This is a genomic window from Duganella sp. (genome assembly GCF_039595735.1).
Lineage (GTDB): Bacteria > Pseudomonadota > Gammaproteobacteria > Burkholderiales > Burkholderiaceae_D > Rugamonas.
Window position 1 is genome coordinate 239,223 of the sequence record NZ_JBCNLB010000006.1, and the last position, 22,635, is coordinate 261,857.

Here is a 22,635-nt window from a genome sequence, read left to right on the forward strand (position 1 = left end):
CGGAGGTGTGTGATGCGAATGCTTGTGGCGGGAGGCTTGGCGTTGATGCTGGCGGCGGCTGCGCGCGGCGAGCCGCTGCGTCACGATCATCCCATCATCGGCACCTGGCGCATCACGCTGCCGGACGGCTCGTGCAGCGAGACGTACCGCATCCGCCCGGACGGCACCACGCTGGTGTTCAGCAACGAGGAGGTGGCCGAGTCCACCTTCACCATCAGCGACCAGCCGGACAAGGATGGCTTTTACCGGCAGACCGATACCATCACCAAGGACAACGGCAAGCGTGACTGCAGCAACCAGATCACCAAGCCTGGTAAGGCCATCACCAACTATCTGCAGTTCCACCCCAACGGCAATCTGTTCGTGATGTGCGTGGACCGCAACCTGGAGCGCTGCATCGGCCCCTTCATCCGCGTGCGCGGACAGTCGATCTAGCTGTTGCGGTAAGCGCCCGGGTTGACGCCGGCCCATTCCTTGAATGCGTGATTGAAGGCGCTCTGCTCCTGGTAGCCGAGCAGGAAGGCAATGTCGATCAGGCTGAGTTCCGGCCGTCGCAAGTAATCCTTGGCCAGCGCAAAGCGGGCCTGGTCCAGCACCTGCTGGAAGCTGGCGCCGGCTTCGCTCAGTTTACGCTGCAGCGTGCGCGGCGACAGTTTCAGTTCCTCTGCAATGGATGCCAGCCGCACCTGCCCGTGCGACAGGTTGGCGACGATGGCCGCGTGCACCTGCTGCGTGATGGCCGGCGGGTGGCTGGCGCTGCGCTGCTGCAGCAGTTGTTCGGCGTGTTGCTGCAGCACCGGGTACAGGCTGACGTCCGCATTTGGTACCGGCCAGGTGAGCATGGCGGCGTTGAAGCTGGCGGCGTTGACGTCCGCGCCGAACACCGGCATGTCGCCCAGCACGCGCGCATATTCGTCGCGCAGCCCGGGCGGGCCGCCATCGTGCGTCAGGCGTAGCTCGTTGGCGGGCAGGGTGATCCCGGCCAGCCAGTTGCTGAATACGCGGATGCCGGAAAATACGCTGTCCACCAGGTGCCGATGCGCGCTGTTGTAGTTACTGTGCCAGCTGTAGCTGGCGATATCGTCTTCCACCGTGATGCTGGAGCGGCCCAGATCGTGCGCCAGCTGTTCGTAGCGCATGGTCTGCTCAAACACCTGGCCGAAGTCACGGCAGCTCAGCAAAATCAGGCCGTAGACGGTGTAGGTCCCCAGTTTGACGCACTGGCCCACGTGCAGGCCGAAGTGCGGGTCATCGGCCAGTTCGGCGCCAATGTCGAGCAGGCGCACGTAGTCGTCTGCGGGCAGGAATTCGGGCAGCGGTTCCAGCGTGCCCGCAGCCAGGCCGGCGGCTTGTTCCAGCGCTTGCGCGCTCACGCCACGCTGGGCTGCGGCTTCCAGCAAGGGCTGCAAATACGAGCCGGCGACACGATTGGCATGATCGAACAAGGTGGCTGTCATGAATGCGCAATACCTGCTGGCGGCATTGTTTTAATCTCAAGTGGTGAATGCTCAGTATAACAAGCGCACCATCAGGGGGATAGCAAAACAATGAAACGCTGGAACGGTTGGGGGGATGAGTCGGTTGAGTTTGCGCTGAACGCGGAAGCGCTGGCGTTTCTGCGGCAGCGTATCGGCGCAGGGCGGCCGGTGGCGGATGCGGCGTTCGGGCAGGCTCGCGGACAGGTCGCGGAGTCGCGCCTGCCGCCGCACCGGCTGGTGGATACCGCGCCCGCAGTTCGGCTGCGCAATGCGCTGGGCCAGAGTTTGCCCGACTGGCTACGCTTGCGTTATGGCGTGATCGGCCGCACGCCGGATGGCGTGGCGTATCCGGAAAGCGCGCAGGATGTGCGTGATCTGATCGATTATGCGCAGCAGTATGGCGTGGCGCTGATTCCGCAGGGGGGCGGCACCAGTGTGGCCGGGCATTTGACCGCGCCTGCCGGGATGCCGGCGCTGGCGGTGAACATGACGCGCATGCGGCAGTTGCTGTATCTGGATACGGAGTCGCAGCTGGCGACCTTTGGCGCCGGTGTGCTGGGGCCGGACCTGGAGGCGCAGTTGCGCGCGCGAGGCTACACGCTGGGGCATTTTCCGCAGTCGTTCGAGTATTCGACCCTGGGCGGCTGGGTGGCGACGCGGTCATCGGGGCAGCAGTCCTTGCGTTACGGGCGCATTGAGCACCTGTTCCGTGGCGGCTCGATGGAAACGCCTTTGGGAACGCTGCATTTGCCTACTTTCCCGGCATCGGCTGCGGGGCCGGATTTGCGCGAGATGGTGCTGGGTTCCGAAGGGCGGATCGGCATTCTCACCGAGGCGACCGTGCGGGTAACGCCGGCCCCGGCGTATGAGGCGTTTCATGCGGTGTTTTTCCCGAACTGGGGAGCGGCCGAGACGGCGGTCAGGCAGATCGTGCAGGCGGGGTTGTCGTTGTCGATGCTGCGGCTGTCGAATGCGCTGGAGACCACCACCATGCTGGCGCTGGCGGGACACAAGAAATTGATCTCGCTGCTGGAAGGCTATCTGTCGCTGCGCGGCTGCAAGGACGGCAAGTGCATGTTGATGATCGGCGTGAGCGGCCGCAAGTCGCTGGCGCGGGCGGCGTTGCGCGAGGCTTTGCTGGTGGCCTTGCCGCATGGCGGCGTGCACGTGGGGCGCTACATGGGCAATAAGTGGAAGCAGAACCGCTTCCGCAATGTGTATCTGCGTAACGCGGCGTGGTCGCATGGTTATGCGATCGATACGGTGGAGACGGCGGTTGACTGGCCGCGCGTGGAGATCATGATGCGGGCTGTGGAGGCGGCTGCCGCGGCGGCGTTGGAGCAGTTCGGGGAGAAGGTGCACACATACACGCATCTGTCGCATCTGTATGCGCAGGGGGCCAGTGTCTATACGACCTTTGTGTATCGGCTGGCCGGAGACTATGAAGCCGATCTGGCGCGCTGGAAGGCTTTGAAGAAGGCAGCCAGCATGGCGATTGTGGAGAATGGCGGAACGATCAGCCACCAGCACGGTGTCGGCAGCGATCATGCGCCCTATCTGGCGGCGGAAAAGGGGCGGCTGGGGATGTCGTCGCTGCGGGCCTTGTTTGAACATCTGGATCCGCAAGGGATTATGAACCCCGGGAAGCTGCTGCCATGAGCGGGCGTGCATTGCCCGCCGGACCGTGGGATATGGTGGTGATTGGCGGCGGCATCACCGGCGCGGGAATTTTGATGGAGGCGGCGCGGCGCGGTCTGCGCGTGCTGCTGGTAGAGCAGCGTGACTTCGCATGGGGGACGTCGAGCAGGTCGTCAAAGCTGGTGCATGGCGGCTTGCGGTATTTGAAGGAAGGGCAGTTTGCGCTCACGCGTGAGTCGGTGCATGAGCGTGAGCATTTGTTGCGGCAGGCGGCGGGTTTGGTGGAACCGCAGAGTTTTGCGTTTGGCGATTATGTTGGCCGCAAGCCGGGCAAACGGGCCTTCCTGGTGGGACTGGCGATTTACGACCGGATGGCGGGGCAGCGCGGGCGCCATTATTTCGACCGCGGCGAGTTTCTGGCGATGGCGCCAAATGTGGCTGCGGAAGGCTTGCAGGGCGGGATGGTCTACTCGGACGCCAAGACGGACGACGCACGCCTGGTACTACGCGTGCTGCAGGAAGCGCGCCAGCATGGCGGTATCGCGATGAATTACATGGCCGTCGAGTCGTTGCTGCGCGATGGTGATGAGGTGTGCGCCGTGCGGCTGCGCGATGCTCTGAGCGGCGCGCAGCACGAGGTGAACGCGCGGCTGGTGATCAGCGCGACCGGCGCCTGGGCCGACCGGCTGCGCGCGGTGAGCAGCGATGGCCGCCAGCAGCGCGGGGACTCCGCCGGTACTGTGGCGTCGACACGGGCAGGGACGGTGCCGGTGCAGCGGCTGCGGCCTTTGCGTGGGAGTCATCTGGTCTTGCCGGCGTGGCGGCTGCCGCTGGCGCAAGCCATCAGCTTGATGCATCCTGCCGACGGCCGTCCGGTGTTTGCTTATCCGTGGGAAGGTGTCACGCTGGTCGGCACCACCGACGTCGATCACGCCGAGGACCTGTCGCGCGAAGCGGCCATCACGCGCGTCGAATGCGACTACCTGATGGCCGCCTTGCATGCCCAGTTCCCGCAACTGAACCTGAGCGATGACGACATCATCGCTACTTACGCCGGCGTGCGCCCGGTGATCGACAGCGGCAAAGCCGATCCATCCAGGGAAACGCGTGACCATGCGCTGTGGCTGGAGCACGGCCTGCTCACCGTCACTGGCGGCAAACTCACCACTTTCCGCGTGATCGCTCTGGACGCCCTCAAGCTGGCCGCCACGCGGCTGCCGGAACTGCAAGGTCAATTGACGCCACAGCCAGTGTTCACTCCTTCGCCGCCACTGCGCTACACGCCGGACCTGCCGCCGGGCCAGGCGCAGCGCCTGCAAGGCCGCTATGGCGCATCGGCACAGGCGTTGGTGGACGCAGCCCACGAGGGAGAACTGCAATGCATCCCCGGCACGGAAACCATCTGGGCACAGCTGCGCTGGGCCGCGCGCCGCGAGGACGTGTGCAAGCTGGAAGACCTGCTGCTGCGCCGCACGCGCATCGGCATCCAGTTGCGCGGTGGCGGCATCGACATCCTGCCGCGCATCCGGGCCATCTGCCAGCCCGAACTCGGCTGGAGCGACGAACATTGGAGCGCCGAGCAGGCAGATTACCTGGCCTTGTGGGCCAAGCATTACAATCTACCAAAAACATAAAGAGACACCATGGCAGACCAATACCTGCTCTCCATCGACAACGGCACGCAGAGCGTGCGCGCGCTGCTGTTCGACTTGCACGGCAACCTCGCCGCCAAATCGCAGATCCACCTGCAAGCCTACTTCTCCGAGCATCCCGGCTGGGCCGAGCACGACGCAGAAGGATACTGGGACGCGGTATGCGCCGCCTGCCAGCAGCTGTGGCAGTCCGCCGGCATTCCGCGCAGCGCCATCAAGGGCGTGGCGGTCACCACCCAGCGCGGCACCGTGGTGAACCTGGACCGCGACGGCAAAGTGCTGCGGCGCGCCATCACCTGGCTGGACCAGCGCCGCGTTGGCAGGCAGAAGCCGCTCAGCTGGTGGTGGCGCGCCGCGTTCAAGGCGGCGCGTGTGGAGGACACCATCGAATACTTCCGCCGCGAAGCGGAGATCAACTGGATCGCTGAACGCCAGCCGGAGATCTGGGCGCAGACCCACAAATATCTGCTGCTCTCCGGTTTCCTCAACTACCGCCTGTGCGGGCGCCATGCCGATTCGACCGGCTCGCAAGTCGCCTACCTGCCATTTGACTATAAACGCCACCAGTGGGCCGGTGCGCGCGACTGGAAATGGCAGGCGCTCAAAGTCCGCGCCGACATGCTGCCGGAGCTGGTGGCGCCGGGCACCGTCATCGGCGCCATCACCGCCGCTGCCGCCGCGGCAACCGGCATCCCGCGGGGCACCCCGCTGGTGGCCGCTGCTGCCGACAAAGCGTGTGAAGTGATCGGCGCCGGCAGCCTGGCGCCGCATATCGCCTGCTTGAGCTACGGCACCACCGCCACGATCAACACGACCAGCAAAAAATACATCGAAGTGACGCCGTTCATTCCGCCTTATCCGGCGGCGGTGCCGGGCGCTTACAGCACCGAAGTGCAGATCTTCCGCGGCTACTGGATGGTGAACTGGTTCAAAGAGCAGTTCGGCCATCTGGAACAAATGGCCGGCGCGCAGCAGGGCATGGCGCCGGAAGTCATGTTCGACCAGCTGGTGAACGAGGTGCCGCCGGGTTCCATGGGCCTGATGCTGCAGCCATACTGGAGCCCTGGCATTCGCATTCCCGGGCCGGAGGCCAAGGGCGCAATGATCGGCTTTGGCGATGTGCATACGCGCGCCCATATATACCGGGCGATTCTTGAAGGCCTGGCCTATGCGCTGCGGGAAGGGAAGGAGCGGATTGAAAAGCGCAGCGGCACGCCGGTGACGGAACTGCGCATTGCCGGCGGCGGTTCGCAAAGCGACGCCGCCATGCAGCTGACCGCCGATATTTTCGGACTGCCGGCGGCGCGCGCGCATGTGTACGAGACATCGGGGCTCGGCGCGGCGATCGCGATTGCGGCCGGGCTGGGGCTGCATAAGGATTTCGACACCGCCACCCGCGCCATGACGCGACCCGGCCGCGTGTTCCACCCGATCGCTGCCAATCATGCAATCTACGACCAGCTTTATCGCCGTGTGTACCTGAAGATGTACAAGCAGTTGCAGCCGATGTACCAGCAGATCGCTGACATCACCGGCTATCCGGAGCAGGTTTAACGCATCACCAGCGACTTGACGGCGGCCAGCGAGGCGCCGCCGGTTCTGGTGGCCTGCACCTGATTGCGGCCGCCTTCCTTGGCCGCGTACATGGCGCGGTCGGCGGCCACGAACAGCGACTCGGTGTTATCCAGCTGGTGCGGATGTATGGTCGCGACGCCGATGCTCACGGTGAGCCATGCCGAGGTGGTCGAACGAGGATGTGGAATCTGCAGCGATTCGATATGTGCGCGTATCGATTCCGCCAGCAGATGGGCAGCCTCCGCGTCCGTCTCCGCGAACAGGATCACGAATTCCTCGCCGCCGTAGCGCGCCGCCAGGTCGGTCGGCCGCAGCGCGTGCGAGGCGATGGCCTGGGCCACCTGCTGCAGACAGGCGTCGCCGGCCGGATGGCCCAGCGTGTCGTTGTATAGCTTGAAGTGGTCGACGTCCAGCACCACCAGCGACAAGGGCTGGCCGCTGCGCATGGCGCGTTGCCATTCCTTTTCCAGGAAGGAGTCGAAGTGGCGGCGGTTGGCGATTTTGGTCAGCGGGTCCACCATGGCGGCGCGCTGCAGCGCGTCTTCCGATTGCTTGTGATGCGTGATGTCGTGCAGCAGGCCGATAAACAGCGGCTGGCGCAGATACATCGGCGTCAGCGTCAGGTCCATGCACACCGAGCTGCCGTTGCGGTGGCGGATGATGACCTCGCGCGTGCCGTGGTTGTGCGCGGACTGCGGCGCGGCGGCGTAGCGCGCGAAGTAGTCGAGGTATTCCTGCGCCACCAGAGGATTCAGCAGATCGTGGATGCTGCGTCCCGCCAGCGGTTCCAGCTGGTAGCCCAGGTATTTGTCGCAGGCAGGATTGGTCATCTGGATGCGGCCGTCCGCCTCGAAGATCAGCAGCCCCTCGGCCATGTTGTTGACGATGGTGCGCAGGCGCTCGGCCTGTTCTTCGTGGGTCTCGCTGCGGTTGCGGATCTGCAGCTGGGTGCGCACGCGCGCGCACACTTCCGGCATGCGCAGCGGCTTGCTGATGTAATCGACCGCGCCAATGTCAAAGCCGGCCACCACGTCCTCGGTCTCGGTGCGCGCGCTCATGAAGATGATGGGAATGCGCTGGGTGGCGGCTTGGCTTTTCAGCTGGCGGCAGGTCTCATAGCCGTCCATCCCCGGCATCATGATATCGAGCAGGATCAGATCGGGATGCACGCGGCGCGCGATTTTCAGCGCACGCTCACCGGTGGTGGCGACAAAAGTCTGATAGCCCTGCTGGACCATCATCTTGCGCAGCGCGCCGAGGTTTTCGGGAGCGTCATCAACGATCAATATTGCGGCATCGCGCCGCGTGGCGTAACTCAGACTTCCAGGGTTCATTGCGATTCGCCTTTAACCGGGTGGGTTGCGTTGGCGTGAGTCGTCAGTTGCGCGGGTCGGCAACGGCGTGGGCAAGCAAGGGTGATTGGTGCGCGTTTCAACAAAGGCTGGCCTGACTTGAAAGTGACTATCCGTTCAAATCATACCGCTTTGCAATGGTTGTCGGGGGAAAAATATCCAGTGTTTTTTTGAGTATTGTCTCGGTGTCATCAGGCCGCAGCGAGACTAGCGCCTAAAGGTGTAAGTAATGTTGGCGGGATATTAAAGGATTGCGCGGTTTTTGTGACTATTGGTGACAATTTCGCCGCCGGTGGTGTTGTATTTTTGTGGGCGGCGAGCGCCGCCCACGGAGGCCGTTTTCAGATCTTGGCGGCGATCAGTTTACCCAGCACTTCAATGCCGTGGCGGATGCGTTCCGGCGGCACCGTCACGAACGACAGGCGCAGGGTGTTGGTGGCCGGTTCGTTGGCGTAGAACGGCGAACCTGGCACGAAGGCGACCTTCTGCGCGATCGCTTCATCCAGCAGCTTCATGGCATCGATGTGCTTCGGCAGCGTGACCCAGATGAACATGCCGCCTTCCGGCTTGGTCCACTCGACGCCGGCCGGGAAGTGCTGCGCCATGGCGTCCAGCATCACCTGGCACTGGTCGCCGTACAGGGTGCGGATTTTTGGAATGTGCTGGTCCAGGAAGCCATCCTTCACCACTTCGTGCACCACCATCTGGGTCAGCTGCGAAGTGTGCAGGTCGGCGGCCTGCTTGGCCAGCTCCAGGCGGCGCGCCAGCGGCAGCGGGGCGCACACGTAGCCCAGGCGGATGCCAGGGGTCAGCACCTTGGAGAAGGAGCCCATGTAGATCACGCCGTCCGGGTTCATGGCCACCATCTTTGGCGATGGCGCGCCCTTGTAGCTCAAGGCGCCGTATGGATCGTCCTCGATCAGCGGCAGGCCCAGACGGGCGCAGGTTTCCACCAGTTCCTGGCGGCGTTCGACGGACAGCGAACGGCCGGTCGGGTTCTGGAAGTTCGGCAGGGAGTACAGCAGGCGCGCGCCCTGTGCCACGGCGTCGATCGACGATGGCACCAGGCCGTGGTCGTCGGTCGCCACCGATTTGAATTCAGGCAGGTACACCGAGAACGCCTGCAGCGCGCCCAGGTAGGACGGGGTCTCGACCAGCACGCGGCTGCCTTCGTCGATCAGCACTTTGCCCAGCAGGTCCAGCGCCTGTTGCGAGCCGGAGGTCATCAGGATTTGTTCCGGCACGATCCTGGCGCCGTCCACCGACAGCGAGTCGGCGATCCACTGGCGCAGCGGGGTGTAGCCGTCGGTCGGGCCGTATTGCAGGGCCACTTTGCCGTTTTCGCTCAGGACCTTGTCGTAGGCCGCTTTCATTTCGTCGACCGGGAAAGTGGCCGGCGATGGCAGGCCGCCGGCAAAGGAGATGATCTCTGGCTGCTGCGTGATCTTCAGGATCTCGCGGATGAACGAAGCCTGCAGCTGCTCGGCGCGTTCAGCGAAGCGCCACTGGATCGGGTTGGGATTTTCGATTTTCATACGTGTCTCACTCAGAGGATGTAATCAGCGCGCTTGTGGCGTGCTTTTATAAAAGGAACGGCAGCGGGTAAGCTGCCGCCCGCTTACGCGACTTCCGCGATCAATTCGATTTCGACGCAGGCGCCAAGCGGGATTTGGGCAACACCAAAGGCGGAGCGGGCGTGTTTGCCGGCATCGCCGAAGACTTCGCCCAGCAGCTCGGAAGCGCCATTGGTGACCAGGTGCTGTTCAGTGTAATCCGGGGTCGAGTTCACGAGGCTCATGACCTTGACGATGCGCTTGACGCGGGTCAGGTCGCCGCCGACGGCCGCTTGCAGCGTGCCGATCAGGTCGATGGCGATGGCGCGCGCGGCGGCCTTGCCTTCCGCGGTGTCGATATTCTTGCCCAGCTGGCCCACCCATACGCTGCCGTCTGCGCGCTTGGCGATGTGGCCCGATAGGAATACCAGATTGCCGGTTTGGGCGTACATGACGTAGGCGGCGGCAGGGGTTGCTGGTGCGGCCAGGGTGATATCAAGCGCTTTCAGTTTTTCGTAAACAGACATGTGGGATTTCCAGTTGCGGTTGTTATGTTATGTGTTGAGACTGATATTGTACTCTTGCCGGGGTGGATGCTCACAATTGAGGCAAAATCAAGATACTGTATGGTGTCAGCCGCGTTTTACCTGCATTTTGCGGCCCGCCCCCACCACGGCGATGACGGCGATTGCGAACACCAGGGTTTGCCATTCCAGCGTCTCGCCCAGCACCACGGTGGCAGCCAGTACAGACAGGAAGGGCTGGACCAACTGTACTTGTCCTACCCGCGCCACCCCGCCCAGCGCCATGCCGCGATACCAGAAGAAAAAGCCGATAAACATTGAAAAGATGGAAACGTAGGCGAAGCCGGCCCAGGCTGCGGCGGCGGCACGCTGGATTTGCGCCGATTCCTGCCAGCTGATCCAGCCTACCACCGGCAGCAGTGGCGGCGCGGCCAGCACCAGCGCCCAGCAGATGGTTTGCTGTCCGCCCAGTGTTTGCGACAGGCGGCCGCCGGCGGCGTAGCCCATGGCGGCAGCCAGTACAGCCAGGAAGATGGCCAGGTCGGCCGCATGCAAACTGCCGCCGCTCTGGCGCAGCGCAAAGCCGACCACCACTACCGAGCCTAAGATCGCCATGGTCCAGAAGCCTTTGGACGGTTTTTCGCCACCCGGCAGGGCGGCGAAAACGGCGGTGGCCAGCGGCAGTACGCCGACCAGTACAGCGCCGTGGGCGGCCGGCAGGCTGCGCATGGCGACCGAGGTCAGCCACGGGAAACCGATCACGCAGCCGCCGGCCACCATGGCCAGCGCCGGCAGGGCGGAGCGCGGCGGCAGCGGGGCGCGGTTCCACAGCAGCCAGGCGCCGGCCAGCAGCGCGGCGGCCAGGGCGCGGCCGAGGGCGACGAAGATTGGCGACAGCCCGGCGCCGGTACTGGTCTCGGCGCCGCCTACTGCCAGCCGGGTGAAAGGCAGGGTCAGGCTGAAAATGGCGACACCAACCAGGCCAAGCAGCATGCCGGCCGTCTCGTCGCTCAGGCGGCGGTGGGTGGTGAGGGTGGTGGCGATGGGATTCATGGCTTCATCCTACGTGACAAAACCAGTACAGTGCCAGTACACTTGGCAACATAATTCATCATACTGTTACGGTAAAATGACCAATACACGAACACGCACTTCCCTGTTGGGGGCCGCAGCGGCTGCGGCAGCGGAGGCAGTCAACGAGGCGCTGGCCGCCGCGCAGGCCCGCGCCATGGCCGCCCCGGCGCCTGGCCCGGCGGTGACCTCCGTGCCGGTCGCCCGCAGCGCCATGCGCAATCCGGCGGCCCGCGCGCCTGGCCATGCGCCGGACGCACGAGGCGGCGCTGGCAGGGGGGCGGAGCCAACCCCGGCACCGGCCGGACGGGGCGCCGGGCCGACCTTTGGCTTGCTGCTGCGCGAATCAGGGGAAACGCTGATCGACCAGATCGTCCGTTCGGTGGCCGCGCGCATCGATGACCGTCTGCTGCGCGGCGGCGCGCGCATGCCGTCGATCCGTGCGTTTGCGGCTTCGCATAATGTGTCGGCGTTCACCGTGGTGGCCGCGTACGACAAGCTGGTGGCCACCGGCTACCTCGAATCCCGCCGTGGCGCCGGCTTCTTCGTGCGCGAACGGCCGGCCATGGCGCTGAATTCCGCGGATGGCGCGGCGGCGGCACTGCCGCTGCGCGCGCAATCCGGCTTCGACGCCAAGCCGATCGACGTGGTCTGGCTGGTGCGGAATATGTTCCGCCAGATGCCGCATCAGCAAATGCCCGGCTCCGGCGTGCTGCCGCCGGAATGGCTGGACGGCCCGGCCATCGCCAACGCGTTGCGCGCCGTCAGCCGTCAGAATCCCAACCTGCTGCTTAGCTACGGCGTGCCGCAAGGCTTCCTGCCGCTGCGCCAGCAGCTGCAGCACAAACTGGCCGAACTGGAAATCGCCGCCATCCCCGACCAGATCGTCACCACCGCAGGCGTGACGCAAGCGCTGGACCTGGTGGCGCGCGAATTCACCCGCCCCGGCGACACCATCTTCGTCGATGACCCGGCCTGGTTCCTGATGTTTGGCTCGTTTGCCGCGCTGGGCGCCAAGGTGATCGGCATCCCGCGCCTGGCCGACGGCCCGGATATCGCCCGCCTGGCCGAACTGGCGGCGCTGCACAAGCCCAAGCTCTACATCATCAACTCCGTGCTGCACAACCCGAGTTCGACCTCGCTGTCGGCGGCCAAGGCCTTCCAGGTGCTGCGACTGTCGGAAGAACATGGCTTCCTGATCGTGGAAGACGATATCTACTGCGACCTGCATCCCGGCAGCGCCGTGCAGCCGGCCACGCGGCTGGCGGCGCTGGACCAGCTGCAGCGCGTGATTTACCTGGGCGGCTTCTCCAAGACCATGGCCGCCAACCTGCGCGTCGGTTACATCGCCACCTCGGTCGAACGTGCCGAGCGCCTGGCGGACCGCAAGATGCTGTCCACCCTCACCACCAGCGACATCGGCGAGCGCGTGGTATACAAAGTGCTGTCCGAAGGCTCCTACCGCAAGCACGCCGACCGCATGCGCGCGCGGCTGGACGGCATCCGCGCCAAGGCCCTGCGCCAGATGGAGCGGGTCGGCCTGAAGGTGGACGCCTCGCCGCCGGCCGGCATGTTCGTCTGGGTCGATGCCGGCTGCGACACCAACGTCCTGACCGAACGCGCCATGACGGACAACCTGCTGCTGGCGCCGGGCAGCCTGTTCTCGCCCAAGCAGCTGCCATCCACGCGCATGCGCCTGAACGTGGCGGCGATGCAGGAGCCGGCCACCTGGCGCTTCCTTGAACGCGAACTGGGCGGCTCTTGAAAACGCTTTTATAATCCCCATTTTCGTGAAATCTTAACCAAAAGACTATTTAAAAATGGCTGATACTGAAAAACAAACCCTTGGCTTCCAGGCCGAAGTGAAGCAGCTGCTGCAGCTGATGATCCACTCCCTGTACTCCAACAAAGAGATCTTCCTGCGCGAGCTGATTTCCAACGCTTCCGACGCATCGGACAAGCTGCGTTTTGAGGCGATCAACAACGACGCCCTGTACGGCAACGACCACGAACTGAAAATCAAGGTCAGCTTCGACAAGGCGGCGCGCACCATCACCATTTCCGACAACGGCATCGGCATGAGCCGCGACGAGGCGATCTCGCACCTCGGCACCATCGCCAAATCGGGCACCAAGGAGTTCTTCGGCAAGCTGTCCGGCGACCAGCAGCAGGACGCGGCCCTGATCGGCCAGTTCGGCGTGGGCTTCTACTCGGGCTTCATCGTGGCCGACAAGATCACCGTCGAATCGCGCCGCGCCGGCGCCGCGGCCTCGGAAGGCGTGCGCTGGGAGTCGACCGGCGAGGGCGATTACTCGGTCGAGCAGATCGACAAGCCTAACCGCGGCACCGACATCATCCTGCACCTGCGCGAAGGCGAAGACGAGCTGCTGTCGTCGTGGAAGATCAAGTCCATCATCCGCAAATACTCCGACCACATCTCGCTGCCGATCGTGATGCAGAAAGAAGAGTGGGACGACGAGAAAAAGGAAACCGTCCTCAAAGACGAACTGGAAACCGTCAACCAGGCCAGCGCCCTGTGGGCGCGCAGCAAATCCGACATCACGCCGGAGCAGTACGACGAATTCTACAAACATGTTTCGCACGACTTCCAGGCGCCGCTGACCTACACCCACAACCGCGTCGAAGGCCGCAGCGAATACACCCAGCTGCTGTACATCCCGGCCAAGGCGCCGTTCGACCTGTGGGACCGCAACAAGCGTGGCGGCATCAAGCTGTACGTCAAGCGCGTGTTCATCATGGACGATGCCGAGCAGCTGATGCCGACCTACCTGCGCTTCGTCAAAGGCGTGATTGATTCGGCCGACCTGCCGCTGAACGTCTCGCGCGAAATCCTGCAGGAGTCGCGCGACGTGAAAGTGATCCGCGACGGCTCGACCAAGCGCGTGATCGGCATGCTGGAAGAACTGGCCAACGCCGAAGAGCAAGAGAAGAAAGACAAGTACGCGACCTTCTGGACCGAATTCGGCCAGGTGCTGAAAGAGGGCATCGGCGAAGACGCGGCCAACAAGGATCGTCTGGCCAAGCTGCTGCGCTTCGCTTCGACCGCCAACGACAGCGACACCCAGAACGTCTCGCTGGAGCAGTACATCGCGCGTGCCAAGGAAGGCCAGGACAAAATCTACTACGTCACCGCCGACAACTACGTGGCGGCGAAAAACAGCCCGCACCTGGAAATCTTCCGCAAAAAAGGCGTGGAAGTGCTGCTGCTGACCGACCGCGTGGACGAATGGATGCTGTCCTTCCTGACCGAGTTCGAAGGCAAGGAACTGGTCTCGGTGGCCAAAGGCGGCCTGGACCTGGGCGCGCTGGAAGACGAAGCCGAGAAGAAGGAACACGAAGAAACCGAAACCTCGTACAAGGATTTGGTTAGCAAGATGAAAGAAGTGCTGGCCGATAAAGCCAAGGACGTGCGCGTCACCTTCCGCCTGACCGATTCGCCAGCCTGCCTGGTGGCGGACGAGCACGAGCTGTCGGGCAACCTGTTGCGCATGTTGAAAGCAGCGGGCCAGGCGGCGCCGGAGTCCAAGCCCATCCTGGAAATCAACCCGGACCACCCGCTGGTGCAGCGCCTGAAGAACGAAGACGTGGCCAGCTCGTTCAGCGACTGGTCCAACCTGCTGTTCGACCAGGCCCTGCTGGCCGAAGGCGGCTCGCTGAGCGACCCCGCCTCGTTCGTCAAGCGCCTGAACGAGCTGCTGCTGGCAAAATAAGCACGCCCCAAACTCCGGGGTCAGGTCCAACATTTCTACACGAGCTCAGCGCTATCGCGAGATACTGCTGGGGCCGTGTAGAATTGGCGGACCTGACCCCGGAGTTTTTATGAAGAAATCCGCACTTGCGCTGGCCGTTCTGGCTGGCGCGCTTATTTCCGCTTACGCACAAAATCCGCTGCCCAGCGAAACGCCGGACGAGTTCAAGGCGCCTGTCGAGAGCTTTGATTACGTCAAGCGCTCGGTCATGATTCCGATGCGGGATGGCGTCAAGCTGAATACGGTGATCGTCATCCCGCGCAAGGCGCGCAATGCGCCCATGCTGCTCACGCGCACGCCCTATAACGCCGCCGAGATGACCAATCACGCCGAAAACGCGCAGATGGAGTCGATTCTGCAAGGCTACGATAACCAGCCGGACGTGATCGTCAAGGGCGGCTATATCCGCGTGGTGCAGGATGTGCGCGGCAAATACGGCTCCGAGGGCGATTATGTGATGAACCGGCCCATGGCCGGCTCGCCGTTCAATCCCACTGCCATCGACCACTCCACCGATACCTGGGACACCATCGAATGGCTGAGCAAGAATGTGCCGGAGTCGAACGGCAAGGTCGGCATCATCGGCGGCTCGTATGACGGCTATCTGCCGCTGATCGCTTTGGTGAATCCGCATCCGGCGCTGAAGGTGGCGGTGCCGATGAATCCGATGGTGGATGGCTGGCGCGGCGACGATTGGTTCCATTACGGCGCGTTCCGGCAAATTAATCTGGGCTACATCCTTGAGCAGGTGGTCACGCGCCGCAACGAGGCGCGCTGGTTCACCAGCCATTACGATGACTACGATATGTATTTGCGCGCAGGTTCGGCCGGCGAGCTGGCGCGCCAGCGTGGCGTGGAGCAGAGCGGTTTCTGGCGCAAGGTGGTGGCGCATCCTGCTTATGACGAATTCTGGCAAAGCCAGGCGGTCGACAAGATCCTGGCCAAACAGCCGGTCACGGTGCCGACCCTGCTGGTGCACGGCCTGTGGGATGCCGAGGATATCTACGGCGCCATCGCGGTCTACAAGGCCATCAAGCCGAACGACAAGGATAACAAGGTGTTCCTGGCGATCGGCCCGTGGAATCACGGCGGCCAGGATGGCGATGCCAGCAAGCTGGGGCCGATCAAGTTCAACAGCGACACCGGCCTGCACTTCCGCGAGCAGATCCTGATGCCTTTCCTCGACCGCTATTTGAAGGATGACGCCTCGGCGCCAGCCATTGCGCCAGTCAATGCCTTTGAGACCGGCACCAACAAGTGGCGCGCGCTGGACAGCTGGCCGGCCGGCTGCACGACAGGCTGCTTTATCGCGCCGGCCACGTTGCGCCTGGCCGCCAATGCGCGGCTCAACCTGACCAATAGCGCGCCCACGCCGCTGTCGGCGCCGGCGCAGAAGAACGCTTACGACGAGTACATCTCCGATCCGGCCAAGCCGGTGCCGTTCCGTCAGCGGCCGATTCCGCCGTTTGGCTACGATGAAGCCAAGGGCCAGACCTGGCCGCGCTGGCTGGTCGACGATCAGCGCGAAGCCTCAGGCCGTACTGACGTGCTGACCTACACCACCGGCGTGCTGACCGCGCCGGTGAAGATCAGCGGCGAGCCGGTCGCCCACCTGCTGGCCGCCACCAGCGGCACCGATGCCGACTGGGTGGTCAAGCTGATCGATGTGTATCCGGACCAGGTGGCGGCGCAGCCGGAGCTGGGCGGCTATCAGTTGATGATCTCGGCCGACATTTTCCGCGGCCGTTATCGTGAAAGCCTGGCCGCGGCCAGGCCGATCGCCGCCAACACGCCGCTGCCTTACCGTTTTGCCCTGCCGACCGCCAATCATGTGTTCCTGCCGGGCCACCGCATCATGGTGCAGATCCAGTCCAGCTGGTTCCCGCTGTACGACCGCAATCCGCAGACTTTTGTGCAGAATATCTTCTACGCCCAGCCTGCGGATTACAAGAAGGCTACCCAGCGCATTTATCACGACAGCTATATCGAGCTGCCGCTGGTCGGCGCCAGCGTCAGGTAGATTTGCGGCGGCGCGCCAGCAGCAGCACCGCCGGCAAGCCCAGTCCCAGCATGGCAAAGCCGGCCGGTTCCGGCACCGCCGTGATGGGGGCGAAGAAGCCGCGGATTTCGCCGTCCGGCTCGGCCATGCTGTGGATGTTGAGGTAGGCCGTGCCGGCGTTCAGGCCGGCAAAGAAGGCCGCCTCGGCGCCGGCCGTGGTGCCGCCGTTCGCGCTCAGGAACAAGGGATTCCAGGTCGCGACCAGCGAGGTGTCAAAGCTGCGGCTGTAGGCGCCGGTGGTGACGCCCAGCGGGAAGCCGGCAAACGAGGGCGTGATGGCGCCCGCCAGGCCAGCACCGGGATCGGCGGTGCAGCAGTGGATGTGGGCGGCGGTGCTCTGACCCAGCAGGCCGGCAAAAGCCACGCCCAGCTCCAGCACGTGGGTGTTGGGATCGAACTTGAGGGCGGCCGCGCCGATGCCGTCCGAGCTGTTGGCCGGCATTTCCTTGGCGCCGGTGAGGATGGTGCTGTAGGTGGCAGCGTTGGCCAGACTGGCCGCCGCCGCGCCGATGCACAGCAGAGCTGCTGCTGCCCAGTTGCGTACGTGTTGTTTCATAGACCCTCCCTGTTAAGTGTTTAGCTTAGAGAGGGCCGGCGCGCGCGAGTTCCCGGATCAGAGCGCCGTGCGAAGCGCAAATAATTCGGGGAACAGCACCACGTCCAGCATCTTGCGCAGGTAGCTGACGCCGGCCGTGCCGCCGGTGCCGGTCTTGAAGCCGATGATGCGTTCGACTGTGGTCACGTGGCGGAAGCGCCAGAAGCGGAAGGCGGTTTCCATGTCCACCAGCTTTTCGGCCAGCTCGTACAGCGCCCAGTAGCGCGTCGGGTCGCGGTAGACTTCCAGCCAGGCTTGCTGCACCGAGTCGTCGGCCACGGTCGGCAGGCTCGGGTCGGCGTTCAGGCGGGCTGCGGAAATCGGCAAGCCATTGCGCGCCAGCAGCTTGATGGCTTCGTCGTAGATCGACGGTGTGGCCAGCGCTTGCTGCAGCAGCGGGAATTCCGGCGTGGTGGCGTGGACGTTGAGCAGGGCGGCGTTCTTGTTGCCAAGGATGAATTCGATCTCGCGGTACTGGTAGGACTGGAAGCCGGACGAGGCGCCCAGGTAGGGACGGATCGCCGTGTATTCCGGCGGCGTCATGGTGGCCAGCACGTCCCAGGCGTGCACCAGCTGGTCCATGATGCGTGCCACCCGCGCCAGCATCTTGAAGGCCGGCGGCAGGTCGTCGGCCTGCAGGTGGGTGCGCACGGCGCGCATTTCGTGCAGCATCAGTTTCATCCACAGCTCGCTGGTCTGGTGCTGGATGATGAACAGCATTTCGTTATGGTTGGGCGACAGCGGGTGCTGGGCGTGCAGGATCTGGTTCAGGCCCAGGTAGTCGCCATAGCTCATGTCCTTGCTGAAGTCCATTTGCGCGCCGTGCCATTCGGCGTCCTTGGCGGCGCCATGCATCGGGCATTTATTTTCGCTCATACTGTTTATCTCGTTTTCAGGTGACGGCATCGCGCTTGGCGTCGATGTTGTAGTCTTTGCGGTCCAGGATGTCGCGCAGGATCTCCACCGCGTCCCAGACATCAGCATAGCTGGTGTACAACGGCGTGAAGCCGAAACGCATGATGGCCGGCTCGCGGTAGTCGCCAATCACGCCGCGCGCGATCAGGGCTTGCATCACGGCGTAGCCGTGCGGATGGGTAAAGCTGACCTGGCTGCCGCGCCGGGCGTGCTCGCGCGGCGTCACCAGTCCCAGCGGATGGTCGGCGCAGCGCGCTTCCACCAGTTCGATGAACAGGTCGGTCAGCGCCAGCGATTTGGCGCGGATGGCGGCCATGCTGGTCTGACGGTGTACGTGCAGCCCGCATTCCACCAGAGCCAGCGAGACGATCGGCTGGGTGCCGCACAGGGCGCGGGCGATGCCGTCGGCCGGCTGGAAGTCGGGCGCCATGGCAAACGGCGCGGCGTGGCCCCACCAGCCGGACAGTGGCTGCTGGAAGTGCGGTTGGTGTTTTTTCGGCACCCAGATGAAGGCCGGCGCGCCGGGGCCGCCGTTCAGATACTTATAAGTGCAGCCCACCGCCAGGTCGGCGCCGTCGGCGTTCAGGTCGACCGGCACCGCGCCGGCCGAGTGCGCCAGATCCCAGACGATCAGCGCGCCGGAAGCATGGGCGAGGGCGCTGGTGGCCTTCATGTCGTATTGATAACCGGTGCGATAGTTCACGTGGGTCAGCATGACCAGCGCCACATCGGCGTCGATGGCGGCCGGCAGTTCCTCCGGCTTGTCGATCAGGCGCAGGGTGTAGCCGCGGTCCAGCCAGGCGGTCAGGCCTTGGGCCATATAAATGTCGGTAGGGAAGTTGGCACGCTCGGTGACGATCACGCGGCGGCCGGCGCGCACCGGGTCGTGCGCCTGCAGCATCAGGGCGGCGGCCAGCGCCTTGAACAGGTTGACCGAGGTGGTGTCGGTCACCACCACTTCGCCGTCCACGCCGCCGATCAGCGGCGCCAGCAGGTTGCCCAGGCGCTTGGGCAGGTCGAACCAGCCGGCCGTGTTCCAGCTGCGGATCAGGTCGTGCCCCCATTCCTGGGCGATCACCTGCTGGGCGCGGGCGAGGGCGGCTTTCGGGCGCGCGCCTAGAGAGTTGCCATCCAGATAAATAACACCGTCGGGCAGGTCGAATTGGGCGCGGAGCGCGGCAAGCGGATCGTGCGCGTCGCGCGCCAGGCAGTCGTGGCGAGTGGTCATTTGGGCTGTTGTTTGAGGTCTAAAGTAGTGAGTGTAACCCGAAAAATAGGCCATGGCGCCGACTTTTCAGCGGCAATTTATGGCTTCCTCCCGCAGGATCACTGGACTTGAGCACTTTTTAAAAAATTTTTCGATTTTTTCAAAAAAGCCCTAAAGTTCCCCCAACCCCTGCCGTTACCGTTCTTAGATGTGCAAAAAACCGCCCATCGTAGCGGACCGAAAAAATTTTAAAAATTTTTTCAAAAAACCCTAAAGTTTCCAAAAGGGATGCCGTTACCGGATTAGATGTCGCAAAAAAGAGTCGCTTTACCGCTTTATTTTTCGAATCAAAACAGGGCTTTTCTTGAAGCTTGTATCCAGCAAGAAACCTACGCCGCAAGGGCGTGGATGAGTGATCTGCGAGTGTTTGTCAGACAAACACCGACAGGTCGCGTTCGTCATTTCCCGGTAAAAAATACGGAGAGTCTCCTCTTCTCGTGCTTTTGTTGCTCAAGCAGAATGTATCTCAACGGAAACGCAAAAGTGTTCCGACAGAGAGAAAAACTGTAAGGAGTAGGGAAAATGACCGCAAACGACATGATGGCTGAAATTCGCGACGCCAACCTGAGCTACCTGATGCTGGCTCAGCAAATGATCCGCGCCGACAAGGTCACCGCGATCTTCCGCCTCGGCATCGCCGCCGAAATCGCCGACCTGATCGAAGGCATGAGCAACGCCCAAATCCTCAAACTGGCAGGCGGCAATATGATGCTGGCCCGCTTCCGTTTCGACGACAGCGCCATCCTCTCCATGCTGACCAACTACAACAAGGATCGCGTGCTGGCCCAGTCGCACGCCGCCATCCTGATGGCTGGCCAGCCAGTCGAAGAAATCGTTTAATCGTCAGCGTTCGGAGCACAGATCATGGCCGCCAAGAAAAGTGTCGTATCGGAAGCCCAGGAAATCCAGCTGGCCATCGAACTGATCCAGCTGGGTGCCCGCCTGCAGCTGCTGGAGTCGGAAGTGTCGCTGTCGCGCGAGCGCCTGCTCAAGCTGTACAAGGAGTTGAAGGGCGTGTCGCCGCCGAAGGGCATGCTGCCGTTCTCGACCGACTGGTTCCTGACCTGGCAGCCGAACATCCACTCCTCGCTGTTCATCAACATCCACAGCTTCCTGGTGACCCACGCCGGCGCCACCGGCATCGAGGCGGTGATGAAGGCTTACAAGCTGTACCTCGAACAAATGCCGCCGGAGCCGGGCGAAGAGCCGCTGCTGTCGCTGACCCGCGCCTGGACCCTGGTGCGCTTCTTCACCAGCAAGATGCTGGAACTGGCGCCGTGCAACAAGTGCCAGGGCAAGTATGTGGTCAACGCCATGGACCTGAACGGCAGCTATGTCTGCGGCCTGTGCCACATGCCTTCGCGCGCCGGCAAGACCAAAAAATCGCGCGAATTGGACGCGTTGGCGGCATAATGCCGGCGTGACCTTACCTTATCTACAACGCCTGGCGCGCGCGCCCGCCGTGCGGGCCATGCTGATCCAGTGCGGCGCCATGCCGCTCACGCTGGCCATCATTTATGTGATGGCCAGTTTTCGTTTCTCCGTCGATTATCTGACCGTGGCCGTACTGCAGGGCGTGCTGGCGGCCGGCCTGACCTGGAAGCTGGCGCTGGCGCGCTGGTGGCGCCTGATCCAGCTGCTGTTTCCGCTGGCGGTGCTGACCGCGCTGGCCCTGCAACTGCCGTCCTGGCTGTTTGGCGCGGCCTTTTTACTGCTGCTGGGCTGGTACTGGTCGACGTTCCGCACCCAGGTGCCGTACTACCCGTCCGGCCCGGCGGTGTGGGATGCGGTGCGCCAGCTGCTGCCGGCCGGTCAGGCGCCGCGTGTGATCGACATCGGCAGCGGCCTGGGCGGCTTGGTGCTGTACCTGGCGCGGGTGCGGCCCGATGCGCAGGTGATGGGCATCGAACTGGCGCCGCTGCCGTTCTTATATAGCTGGCTGCGCGCCAGGCTCAGCGGCAGCGCCGCCCGGTTCGCGCGGGGCGACTACGAAACGCTGGATTTCAGCCGCTTTGACCTGGTGTTTGCCTATCTGTCGCCGGCCGCCATGCCGCAATTGTGGCGCAAGGCGCGGGCGGAAATGTGTCCTGGGTCCATGCTTGTCAGCTACGAATTTATCGTTGAGGAAAGATCACCAGATCGCATCCTGCATGTCACAGAGAGCGAAATTCCACTCTACATATGGTACTTTTAAGCATCATTTGACGTTATTCTCTTGCCCGCCTACCCCGACTCAGGCTATTGTAGTTCTATATGTAAATTCTTGAAAAACCGGCCCCGCTCAGACACAATTCGGCCGGTTTTCGCACTGGGGAGTCAGCACACTTGTTAGTCATCATTGGATATGTCGTGGTTTGCGTCGGCGTGTTCGGCGGCTTTGCCATGAACGGCGGGCATCTGGCCGCGCTGTTTCAGCCGCTGGAACTGGTCATGATCGGCGGCGGCGCGGCCGGCGCCTTCCTGGTCGGCAACAACACCAAGACCCTGAAAGCCACGCTGGCGGCCATTCCGACCCTGTTCAAGGGCTCGCGCTACACCAAGGACCTGTACATGGAGCTGATGTCCTTGTTGTTTGATGTGCTGTCCAAGGTGCGCAAGGAAGGTCTGATGTCGATCGAGGGCGATATTGACAGCCCCGAGCAAAGCCCGCTGTTCAGCAAATACCCCAGCGTGCTGGAAGACCACCACATCGTGGAATTCATGACCGATTACCTGCGCCTGATGGTGTCGGGCAATATGGATGCGTTCCAGATCGAGAACCTGATGGATATCGAGATTGAAACCCACCACCACGAGGGGGCCGCGCCGGCCCACGCCATCGCCAAGCTGGGCGACGGCATGCCGGCCTTCGGTATCGTGGCGGCGGTGATGGGGGTGGTGCACACCATGGAATCGGTGGGCTTGCCGCCGGCCGAGCTGGGCATCCTGATCGCGCACGCTTTGGTCGGTACTTTCCTCGGTATTCTGTTAGCCTATGGTTTCGTCGGCCCGCTGTCGAGCTTGCTGGAACAAAAGCTGGAAGAGTCGACCAAGATGTACCAGTGCGTCAAGGTGACCCTGCTGGCCAGCCTGAATGGCTATGCGCCGGCGCTGGCGGTGGAATTCGGCCGCAAGGTGTTGTACTCGACCGAGCGCCCGACCTTCAACGAGCTGGAAGATCACATCAAGAAATCGAAGTCGAAGTAA

Annotated in this window: 19 protein-coding genes; 11 read left to right on the forward strand and 8 right to left on the reverse strand. The window is 63.3% G+C overall.

The genetic code is table 11. From position 1 onward, the window contains the following. The first annotated feature begins 12 nt into the window (after window positions 1-12). Window positions 13-435, forward strand: a complete 423-nt coding sequence (locus ABDW57_RS14135) for a hypothetical protein (RefSeq protein WP_343730874.1) — start codon at window positions 13-15, stop codon at window positions 433-435. Here ABDW57_RS14135 and ABDW57_RS14140 read toward each other — a convergent pair. Then, entirely contained in the window at window positions 432-1,457 is a 1,026-nt protein-coding gene (locus ABDW57_RS14140) for an AraC family transcriptional regulator ligand-binding domain-containing protein (protein WP_343730820.1), read from the reverse strand. The two genes, ABDW57_RS14135 and ABDW57_RS14140, sit on opposite strands and share 4 nt — an antisense overlap. 90 nt (window positions 1,458-1,547) lie before the next feature. Here ABDW57_RS14140 and ABDW57_RS14145 point away from each other — a divergent pair, with 90 nt between their 5' ends. The 3 genes from ABDW57_RS14145 to ABDW57_RS14155 are packed head-to-tail and all read left to right on the forward strand — an operon-like array spanning window position 1,548 to window position 6,322. Further along, complete coding sequence (locus ABDW57_RS14145) at window positions 1,548-3,137, forward strand: FAD-binding oxidoreductase (protein ID WP_343730821.1); 1,590 nt, start codon at window positions 1,548-1,550, stop codon at window positions 3,135-3,137. Next, window positions 3,134-4,750: a glycerol-3-phosphate dehydrogenase/oxidase gene (locus ABDW57_RS14150; RefSeq protein WP_343730822.1), complete on the forward strand. Its 1,617-nt coding sequence runs from the start codon at window positions 3,134-3,136 to the stop codon at window positions 4,748-4,750. Before ABDW57_RS14145 ends, ABDW57_RS14150 begins: the two co-directional genes overlap by 4 nt. 9 nt (window positions 4,751-4,759) lie before the next feature. Beyond that, complete coding sequence (locus tag ABDW57_RS14155; RefSeq protein WP_343730823.1) at window positions 4,760-6,322, forward strand: FGGY-family carbohydrate kinase; 1,563 nt, start codon at window positions 4,760-4,762, stop codon at window positions 6,320-6,322. On the opposite strand, the gene ABDW57_RS14160 is transcribed toward ABDW57_RS14155, so the two are convergent. The 4 genes from ABDW57_RS14160 to ABDW57_RS14175 all read right to left on the reverse strand — a co-directional run bounded on the left by ABDW57_RS14160 (window position 6,319) and on the right by ABDW57_RS14175 (window position 10,825). Next, the gene (locus ABDW57_RS14160; RefSeq protein ID WP_343730824.1) at window positions 6,319-7,677 is read right to left on the reverse strand and encodes a diguanylate cyclase; all 1,359 of its coding nucleotides are present in this window, start codon (window positions 7,675-7,677) and stop codon (window positions 6,319-6,321) included. The genes ABDW57_RS14155 and ABDW57_RS14160 overlap by 4 nt on opposite strands. A gap of 359 nt (window positions 7,678-8,036) precedes the next feature. Further along, window positions 8,037-9,230 carry a PLP-dependent aminotransferase family protein gene (locus ABDW57_RS14165; RefSeq protein WP_343730825.1) on the reverse strand — a complete coding sequence of 398 codons (1,194 nt, stop codon included), beginning with the start codon at window positions 9,228-9,230 and terminating at the stop codon, window positions 8,037-8,039. Window positions 9,231-9,313: 83 nt separating this feature from the next. Further along, window positions 9,314-9,775: a RidA family protein gene (locus ABDW57_RS14170; RefSeq protein WP_092273034.1), complete on the reverse strand. Its 462-nt coding sequence runs from the start codon at window positions 9,773-9,775 to the stop codon at window positions 9,314-9,316. Window positions 9,776-9,880: 105 nt separating this feature from the next. Beyond that, on the reverse strand, window positions 9,881-10,825 hold the full coding sequence (locus tag ABDW57_RS14175; protein ID WP_343730826.1) for a DMT family transporter: 945 nt from the start codon (window positions 10,823-10,825) through the stop codon (window positions 9,881-9,883). Window positions 10,826-10,901: 76 nt separating this feature from the next. Here ABDW57_RS14175 and ABDW57_RS14180 point away from each other — a divergent pair, with 76 nt between their 5' ends. The 3 genes from ABDW57_RS14180 (at window position 10,902) to ABDW57_RS14190 (ending at window position 16,633) form a co-directional block, all read left to right on the forward strand. Continuing rightward, the gene (locus ABDW57_RS14180; protein WP_343730827.1) at window positions 10,902-12,608 is read left to right on the forward strand and encodes a PLP-dependent aminotransferase family protein; all 1,707 of its coding nucleotides are present in this window, start codon (window positions 10,902-10,904) and stop codon (window positions 12,606-12,608) included. A gap of 55 nt (window positions 12,609-12,663) precedes the next feature. Then, a complete protein-coding gene (gene htpG, locus ABDW57_RS14185) occupies window positions 12,664-14,574 on the forward strand; it encodes a molecular chaperone HtpG (protein WP_343730828.1) in 1,911 nt (636 codons plus the stop codon). A gap of 109 nt (window positions 14,575-14,683) precedes the next feature. Continuing rightward, a complete protein-coding gene (locus ABDW57_RS14190; protein WP_343730829.1) occupies window positions 14,684-16,633 on the forward strand; it encodes a CocE/NonD family hydrolase in 1,950 nt (649 codons plus the stop codon). Here the strand turns inward: ABDW57_RS14190 and ABDW57_RS14195 are convergent. The 3 genes from ABDW57_RS14195 to kynU are packed head-to-tail and all read right to left on the reverse strand — an operon-like array spanning window position 16,626 to window position 19,410. Next, window positions 16,626-17,228: a CHRD domain-containing protein gene (locus tag ABDW57_RS14195; protein WP_343730830.1), complete on the reverse strand. Its 603-nt coding sequence runs from the start codon at window positions 17,226-17,228 to the stop codon at window positions 16,626-16,628. The genes ABDW57_RS14190 and ABDW57_RS14195 overlap by 8 nt on opposite strands. 57 nt (window positions 17,229-17,285) lie before the next feature. Continuing rightward, the gene (gene kynA, locus ABDW57_RS14200) at window positions 17,286-18,143 is read right to left on the reverse strand and encodes a tryptophan 2,3-dioxygenase (protein ID WP_343730831.1); all 858 of its coding nucleotides are present in this window, start codon (window positions 18,141-18,143) and stop codon (window positions 17,286-17,288) included. A 16-nt stretch (window positions 18,144-18,159) separates the two neighbouring features. Continuing rightward, window positions 18,160-19,410, reverse strand: a complete 1,251-nt coding sequence (gene kynU / locus ABDW57_RS14205; protein ID WP_343730832.1) for a kynureninase — start codon at window positions 19,408-19,410, stop codon at window positions 18,160-18,162. A gap of 561 nt (window positions 19,411-19,971) precedes the next feature. Between kynU and flhD the strand changes: the two genes are divergently transcribed. The 4 genes from flhD (at window position 19,972) to motA (ending at window position 22,635) form a co-directional block, all read left to right on the forward strand. Beyond that, window positions 19,972-20,289, forward strand: a complete 318-nt coding sequence (gene flhD / locus ABDW57_RS14210) for a flagellar transcriptional regulator FlhD (RefSeq protein ID WP_090177486.1) — start codon at window positions 19,972-19,974, stop codon at window positions 20,287-20,289. Between the two features lie 24 nt (window positions 20,290-20,313). Then, complete coding sequence (gene flhC / locus ABDW57_RS14215; RefSeq protein ID WP_343730833.1) at window positions 20,314-20,862, forward strand: flagellar transcriptional regulator FlhC; 549 nt, start codon at window positions 20,314-20,316, stop codon at window positions 20,860-20,862. A gap of 58 nt (window positions 20,863-20,920) precedes the next feature. Beyond that, complete coding sequence (locus tag ABDW57_RS14220) at window positions 20,921-21,643, forward strand: class I SAM-dependent methyltransferase (protein WP_343730875.1); 723 nt, start codon at window positions 20,921-20,923, stop codon at window positions 21,641-21,643. Between the two features lie 131 nt (window positions 21,644-21,774). Continuing rightward, the gene (motA, locus tag ABDW57_RS14225; protein WP_343730834.1) at window positions 21,775-22,635 is read left to right on the forward strand and encodes a flagellar motor stator protein MotA; all 861 of its coding nucleotides are present in this window, start codon (window positions 21,775-21,777) and stop codon (window positions 22,633-22,635) included.

Coding starts and splice junctions, on each gene's coding strand:
- flhD (WP_090177486.1), top strand. CDS start 19,972: ATGACCGCAAACGACATGATGGCTGAAATTCGCGACGCCAACCTGAGC.
- ABDW57_RS14135 (WP_343730874.1), top strand. CDS start 13: ATGCGAATGCTTGTGGCGGGAGGCTTGGCGTTGATGCTGGCGGCGGCT.
- ABDW57_RS14140 (WP_343730820.1), bottom strand. CDS start 1,457: ATGACAGCCACCTTGTTCGATCATGCCAATCGTGTCGCCGGCTCGTAT.
- ABDW57_RS14170 (WP_092273034.1), bottom strand. CDS start 9,775: ATGTCTGTTTACGAAAAACTGAAAGCGCTTGATATCACCCTGGCCGCA.
- ABDW57_RS14190 (WP_343730829.1), top strand. CDS start 14,684: ATGAAGAAATCCGCACTTGCGCTGGCCGTTCTGGCTGGCGCGCTTATT.
- ABDW57_RS14195 (WP_343730830.1), bottom strand. CDS start 17,228: ATGAAACAACACGTACGCAACTGGGCAGCAGCAGCTCTGCTGTGCATC.
- ABDW57_RS14175 (WP_343730826.1), bottom strand. CDS start 10,825: ATGAATCCCATCGCCACCACCCTCACCACCCACCGCCGCCTGAGCGAC.
- ABDW57_RS14165 (WP_343730825.1), bottom strand. CDS start 9,230: ATGAAAATCGAAAATCCCAACCCGATCCAGTGGCGCTTCGCTGAACGC.
- ABDW57_RS14150 (WP_343730822.1), top strand. CDS start 3,134: ATGAGCGGGCGTGCATTGCCCGCCGGACCGTGGGATATGGTGGTGATT.
- ABDW57_RS14160 (WP_343730824.1), bottom strand. CDS start 7,677: ATGAACCCTGGAAGTCTGAGTTACGCCACGCGGCGCGATGCCGCAATA.
- ABDW57_RS14180 (WP_343730827.1), top strand. CDS start 10,902: ATGACCAATACACGAACACGCACTTCCCTGTTGGGGGCCGCAGCGGCT.
- kynU (WP_343730832.1), bottom strand. CDS start 19,410: ATGACCACTCGCCACGACTGCCTGGCGCGCGACGCGCACGATCCGCTT.
- kynA (WP_343730831.1), bottom strand. CDS start 18,143: ATGAGCGAAAATAAATGCCCGATGCATGGCGCCGCCAAGGACGCCGAA.
- ABDW57_RS14145 (WP_343730821.1), top strand. CDS start 1,548: ATGAAACGCTGGAACGGTTGGGGGGATGAGTCGGTTGAGTTTGCGCTG.
- flhC (WP_343730833.1), top strand. CDS start 20,314: ATGGCCGCCAAGAAAAGTGTCGTATCGGAAGCCCAGGAAATCCAGCTG.
- ABDW57_RS14155 (WP_343730823.1), top strand. CDS start 4,760: ATGGCAGACCAATACCTGCTCTCCATCGACAACGGCACGCAGAGCGTG.
- ABDW57_RS14220 (WP_343730875.1), top strand. CDS start 20,921: ATGCTGATCCAGTGCGGCGCCATGCCGCTCACGCTGGCCATCATTTAT.
- htpG (WP_343730828.1), top strand. CDS start 12,664: ATGGCTGATACTGAAAAACAAACCCTTGGCTTCCAGGCCGAAGTGAAG.